A 6,226-nucleotide genomic window follows, 5' to 3' on the forward strand; every position below is an offset into this window, starting at 1 on the left:
TTATAGCTGTTGGGCTCAGGCCAGAAACAGGTCGATGCGCACGAAGTAATGCTCGCTTGAGGGGGAAATAATTGCAGTGCAATTTAAGGTCAAAACGTGTTCAAAAGTGTTTATGTGATTGATTATTAAGGTTTCAGTTCACAGTTTTTGAAGTTTAGATAAGTGGCACTAAGCCACTTGTTCGAATGAAACTTAAGAAAAAGCTTCTGTGATTTGCTGAACTAAGCACTGCAATTCTTGCTGGTCTTCATCACTTAGGGCGCAATGATCCAGTACGTAATTGGCTGTTTTAATCACTGCACGCCATCTAGGCTTAGCAGGCAAGGTGTTAACACTCAAATACTTGTCGAGAGTACGTGTTTTGGCTGTTGCGCCATCAAGATATACGCGCCAACAATGACTTTCTTCAGCCAGTTCTGCCTTAGACTTATGCGTATAGCGCTCCCAAGAAATAAGTGACGTACGCAGCGTTTTAACGATAAGTTCTTTTGGGTCAAGCGTAATGGGAGCTTCGGGAGAGAGAGCTGGCGCTGCTATGCCTTCGAGCACTTGACTGCTATTGAGCTGAAGTAAAGTCGACTCAATTTGCTCCATACGTTGACGATTCTCGGCAATTTCCTGGGTGAGGCTTGAAAGCAGCTCTTGGGCCTGATGATCGGAACGGGTCTGCTTTCCATTCAAGATTAACGATATGAAGCGGTCTTGCTCGATATCAGCAGTATGTAATATCACTCGGATATTATTAGCTTGGTGCTTCACCTCAAGAGAGAATTCCTGGTCAGCGAGTTCCTCATTAACATGTTTTCTAAGTTCGCTAATCGAAGCGTTCGAAATAAAGTTAGTAAATGCTAACTCCTGCTCTAAATCAGTAATAAAGTCTTCAGTTATTCCTAATAAGGCTTTAGCGCCTGGGTTTGCGTAAACAATATCCAAGTCTTCATTGAGAAGAATAATACTCTCTTGCGATGACTCCAGTGTCGTGGCTAAACGCTGGTTAGCCAAGGTGAGTTGTTTCTTTTGTCGCTCCTGGCGTTCGACCTCGGCTTTTAAGTACTCATTTTCTATCGTAGCCATTAATAGACGTTTAACGCTAATCTGGCTCGACACCCGAGCGATTAGTTCTTGCTCGTGATAAGGCTTTGTCAGATAGTCGTTCGCACCAGAGTCTAGCGCTTGCACTATATTATGAATTTGATGCTTTGCCGTTAACATGATGATGGGAAGCGTACTGGCATCATAGTGCTCACGAATTTCTGCGCAAACCTCCAAGCCGTCTTTTCCCGGCATCATCCAATCCAGTAAGGCGAGCTCTGGTCGCTCATCATCAGACATCTCGTGATTCAGATATTCCAGCAAAGACTGGCCATCTGCAAAGGTCTGCACTCGATAGCCCACAGCTAACAATTGACTCGCTACTAACTCCCTATTCACCTCTTCATCGTCAGCAAAGAGTATCAGTGCATTCTGCGTCAGAGTATTATTACTAACGACGCTAGGTGTCGAACTTGGCTCAGGTTCATCATTGTCTAAGAGGCTGGTCTCTACAGGTCTAAGCGGCACCTCATTGGAGGTTTGTAAGGTAAAGCATACGGTCGTACCCAAACCTTCTTTAGAATCAATATTTAGCCTACCACCATGTAACTCGACAAGCATTTTGGTGATCGATAAACCAAGCCCAGAGCCTCTCAGCTCACTTTCAGTACTGTGTTTGTGCACCTCGTATGCCTGCAGAGCTGTGTCTAATTGCTCAGCCGACATGCCGACACCACTATCGCTAACCAGTACCTGTATTTGTGCATCACGATTATGCACTTCAACTCGAATAAAACCCTCATGGGTGAATTTAATCGCATTCCCTATCAGGTTGTAGAAAATTTGTTGTAAACGCTGCTCATCAGCAAAGACCACTTTGGCATTGTCATCGACAGTATATTCGAGAGCAATGGACTTCTTTTTGATAAGCGGGCTAAGACTGTAAACCGTATTTTCAATGATCGGATCAATATAAGTAGGGTGCGCTTCAATATTGAGTTTGCCATGCTTCAAGCTAGATATATCGAGTATGTCATTTACTAAATTACCTAGCCGAACAGCGGTCGCCTCGATTAGCTTAATTTTATTTTGGGAATCTGCAGATAAACCTGGTGAATCCTGTCTTATCGTTTTAGCTAAGCCTGCCACACCATGTAAAGGCATCCTCAATTCGTGTGAAGTATTGGCAAGAAAGTCGTCCTTAAACTCATCATGTTGAACAAGTGCTTTGTTCTTTTCTTTAAGCGTTTCTGACAGGCTCTCGATGGCTCGAAAGTTATCTAGGTAACGCCCAATAAGGCTTGCGAGTTGGAAGAGGACAAATGCAAGCACCCCAAGATGAGTGAGATTGGCTGATTGGATAATATAACTATAGTTGAGCATGTCGTTAATAACGGCAGCAATAAAAACAAGGAGACTAAGCCCAAACATCCTTGAGTGCCTGAGCCTTGCTTTAAAAGCTCGCCCCCAACTTAGCAGGATAAAAGGCAAGAACATTAAGACAACTATTTGGAAGTAAGGGTTGAAGCCAGTATATGTTTCAACTTCAAAAAATAGTGCCAATATGCAAAAGGGCACGACACAAATCCAGCCCAGAGCCGGGAGTTTCCTGGAGCTTGTCTGAGGGAAAATAAGCTGAAAGTAACTTAAGTACAAAGGCAGCATCAAGTACAGTGTGATGTTTTCCATTGACTGTAAAGTCTGCCAATCAAATAAGTTCAGTAAGTAGAGAACACGCTCGTCCATACACAAGCGGCGAATACCTATAGCCAAACAAAAAAGGCTAAAGAACAAGATCTTCTTATCCTGCCTGCGGGACAAGAACATAAACCAACAGAAAATAGCCGTTGCAAGCAGAATGGTGCCTGAAGTCATCGCTTTGAGAACAGGAAGCTCTCTAATTTTATGGACACCACTTTCGTCTGTGAGCGTAGGTGCATGCCAAATACCCCCCCATAAATAGTGATAATTTGAGGTTTTGATAAATAGCTCGACTTCACCATTTTCGGGCCTTAGTTCGTAAACTCGCGGCAGATAATCAGCCTCTTCTTGTTCCTTGTTTACGCCTATTACCCCATTCCCGCCAAGAAAGCTCCGTTTTGCCAAAGCTCATAGGCACTAGCCATATCAGGAAGATGTATGAAAACTTTCTGTTTATCTTTCGGGACAAGTAATTTTATATAGTAGGTACCATAACCAATGGGAAGTATAGCAGACTCAGCCTCTTGCTTATTATTGGCGTGTTCACTCCATGGCCCAGGAACTGGTACGTCACTCCAGGAATATCGATGCATGTTTGCCGTATCGTGTGTAAAAGCATTCCAGGTAAAACGCCAAGAGCCTTGCAAGCTGAAGTTATCGCCCTGCCCCCAATCTTTTTGACGAAGGTCGATCATGCCAAGATTTTCAGGAGCATGTAGATCTTCTGCTTGCGTAATCTGAACAGTAGATAGGGCGGCCAATAGCAGAGACAAGCTTAATACCGCTAGTTTCTGTGTGCGTCGAACGATTATATTAAATGCAATGGACATGCGTTTTTCTTATTGTTGGTAGAGTCTGCATATTAAAGCAGACTCTATGTTTCAGAGTCTATATACAATGATCATCCAATAGCATTGGATGCTCTCCCGTTTCGAAATAACTCCTCCTGGGCTTTGACCAGCTCCAGCGATGGGAAAAGTAAACTAGAAGAAACGGTAGCCTATAGCTTGGCATATCGTCATTTTTGGAGCGATGATGGTAGCGTAGATGCCAACTCCGATTACCTGCAAATGTCCTGGAAATATACTCTTTAGTTAGACAACTGAAGCTCCTCAAAGAGTGGGGGAAGGAGTACTCAACTATCCTTTCCCCATTTGCATAGCGTGTGTTTCACCTGTCATTAGCTTACACACTAAGCAACTCCCTTTCGAGAAGATCGTCTTCCACAAGTGGTTCACAGTCTTCTATCTGCTCCAATAAATTAATCGCTACAGAGATGAAATCTGTATCTGTGATAATACCTTTGACCTTCCCTTCCTCAACGATGGGCAAACAGCCATATTTTTTGTTCTGCAGAAACATGGCTGCTTCTCGCAACGATACACTAGTATTGGCGGTTGACACTTTCTTTGTCATCACTTCATTGAGCAAAATCTGAGACTCTCTCGTTTTTCTTTCGTGATGGCCAAGGTCTGATTCAGTCGAATCCATGACCGCAAGTAAATCTCGCTGCGAGAATATTCCCTCTAGAGTCCCTTGTGCATCAGTAATTGGGATATGGCGAATCCCCTTGTTACTCATAAGTTCCCTAGCATCCAACACTGAATGATGTTTACTTAGGGTGGTCACCTCTGTCGTCATAATATCTTCAAGACTAATCATTTAATGCTCCTGACTTAAATACGATTGTTTTGTTAGGAGCATAGTTCACTGCTATCAGAAGTGGCACTGTCAAATCCTTAGCGTTTGATATGGATCAATTTGAGCACCTTACACTTGATAGAGACCTTGATAGTGGCTGAACCTTAAATTCTCTCCTAAACTGAAAGCAAGGGATTGTCAGACAGTTTAAGCAAATAGAGAGGCAAGTATGAATAAGAAAGCTGGTCGACAAGCACAAGAACGAAGACGTTGTCATCGCTATGATTCATCTAATATTTCTATCACCTTGAAATCTCAATCATCCTCAGCGCCAAGCGACAATAATAAATTGAACATAGTCGACTTTAATCGCTATGGTCTCGCCCTATGCAGTGACCGTAGTTTTAGAGTTGGCGATACATTGAGCTTGATGCTGTCTGACCAGTCAGGCCATGAGGTAAATGTAGAAGGTTTTGTTTGTAATCGCGCAACAAGTGATGAAGGGTTTCGTTGTGGATTACGCTTTGTTGAAAGCGATGCTCAAGGCCAAACTCTCATCACCGCTCTACTTGAAATGGAGCAAAAACTCGACAAGCTCGCATCTTAGAAAGCAAAAAAAAAGCGTGCTTATTGACCCGCCACAGGTTCAATAAGCACGAAAAGAGGCATTACAAGTTCACTCACAACCAGGAACAACTTGCCTCTTGAAAAGGAGGTAGTCACTCATTAATAAGCAACCGGCCCTAAAAACTTACTGCTAGCATCAGCATGCAAATCAGGATTCGATGCAGACTGAACCTTAAAAGTGATGGCATTGTTAGCCGTCTTAATTACATCGGGTGATACTTCAACAGTTACAGGCACTTCCTTTAACTCTCCTGGCCCCGCTTCCACTGTGTTCACTGACATATTCAGCGCGATATCACCTTCAACTGACAGGCGGTAGCTCACTGGCGTCTCAAGCTTATTCACCAGTTTCAAGGTGAAGTTATTCTCAATCATCCCCATACCGTTTTCGTAATATAATGCACCCCGATCCCTTAACACTGAAAGCTCAGCTAAAGGCCGAGTGATCAGGAAGGATGAGAACACCCCAACAACCACCAGCATCAGAACACCATAGCCTATTGAACGGCTATCAATCATTTTCGGGCGCTCACCTTGTTCAAATTCTTTTTCAGAAGCGTAGCGAATTAGCCCGGTCTCATACTTAAGCTTGTTCATCACACTGTCGCAAGCATCGACACACAAGGCACAGCCAATACATTCATACTGCAGACCATCACGAATATCGATACCGGTCGGGCAAACCTGCACACATAAACTGCAGTCGACACAGGCTCCCAGGCTCGACTTTGGCTGCGCCCGAGAAGGCTTGCCTCTCGGTTCTCCGCGCGCCTTGTCGTAGCCGACGATCATGGTATTCTCATTAAACATTACGGACTGAAAGCGTGCATAAGGGCACATATAGATACACACTTGCTCACGCATCCAACCAGCATTGATGTAGGTTGCTACCGTAAAAAAGCCAACCCAGAATATCGCCCACCCGCTGACAACAGACAGCGTAAAAACATCAGCAATCAATTCTCTAATCGGATAAAAATAACCAACAAAGGTAAGCCCGGTCGCAAAAGCTAATGCCAGCCAGCTTAAGTGCTTAGCGCTTTTCTTAATCAGTTTTTCAAGATCCCACTTGTTTTTATCCAACTTGATTCGCTTGTTTCGGCTTCCTTCAAACAAATCCTCAAGCCACATAAACATAAATGACCAAACCGTTTGCGGGCAACTATAGCCACACCAAACACGACCAAAAAGAGAGGTAATAAAGAACAGACCAAAGGCGCAAATA

The 6,226-nt window shown here is 43.7% G+C and carries 5 protein-coding genes; 1 reads left to right on the top strand and 4 read right to left on the bottom strand.

All coding sequences use genetic code 11. The features are described 5' to 3' along the window. Window positions 1-192: 192 nt before the first annotated feature. The 3 genes from A3766_RS22950 to A3766_RS22960 form a co-directional block, all read right to left on the bottom strand. A complete protein-coding gene (locus A3766_RS22950) occupies window positions 193-3,138 on the bottom strand; it encodes a response regulator (protein ID WP_068515381.1) in 2,946 nt (981 codons plus the stop codon). Next, complete coding sequence (locus A3766_RS22955; protein ID WP_068509322.1) at window positions 3,102-3,563, bottom strand: hypothetical protein; 462 nt, start codon at window positions 3,561-3,563, stop codon at window positions 3,102-3,104. The genes A3766_RS22950 and A3766_RS22955 overlap by 37 nt, the downstream gene beginning before the upstream one ends. A gap of 355 nt (window positions 3,564-3,918) precedes the next feature. Then, on the bottom strand, window positions 3,919-4,395 hold the full coding sequence (locus tag A3766_RS22960) for a CBS domain-containing protein (RefSeq protein ID WP_068514063.1): 477 nt from the start codon (window positions 4,393-4,395) through the stop codon (window positions 3,919-3,921). Between the two features lie 208 nt (window positions 4,396-4,603). On the opposite strand from A3766_RS22960, the gene A3766_RS22965 reads away from it, so the two are divergent. Beyond that, on the top strand, window positions 4,604-4,981 hold the full coding sequence (locus A3766_RS22965; protein WP_068515379.1) for a PilZ domain-containing protein: 378 nt from the start codon (window positions 4,604-4,606) through the stop codon (window positions 4,979-4,981). 119 nt (window positions 4,982-5,100) lie between these two features. On the opposite strand, the gene ccoG is transcribed toward A3766_RS22965, so the two are convergent. Continuing rightward, on the bottom strand, window positions 5,101-6,226 hold a 1,126-nt coding region (ccoG, locus tag A3766_RS22970; RefSeq protein WP_082907188.1), incomplete at its 5' end, for a cytochrome c oxidase accessory protein CcoG.

This window comes from Oleiphilus sp. HI0132 (assembly GCF_001635845.1).

Coding starts and splice junctions, on each gene's coding strand:
- A3766_RS22955 (WP_068509322.1), bottom strand. CDS start 3,563: ATGTCCATTGCATTTAATATAATCGTTCGACGCACACAGAAACTAGCG.
- A3766_RS22960 (WP_068514063.1), bottom strand. CDS start 4,395: ATGATTAGTCTTGAAGATATTATGACGACAGAGGTGACCACCCTAAGT.
- A3766_RS22965 (WP_068515379.1), top strand. CDS start 4,604: ATGAATAAGAAAGCTGGTCGACAAGCACAAGAACGAAGACGTTGTCAT.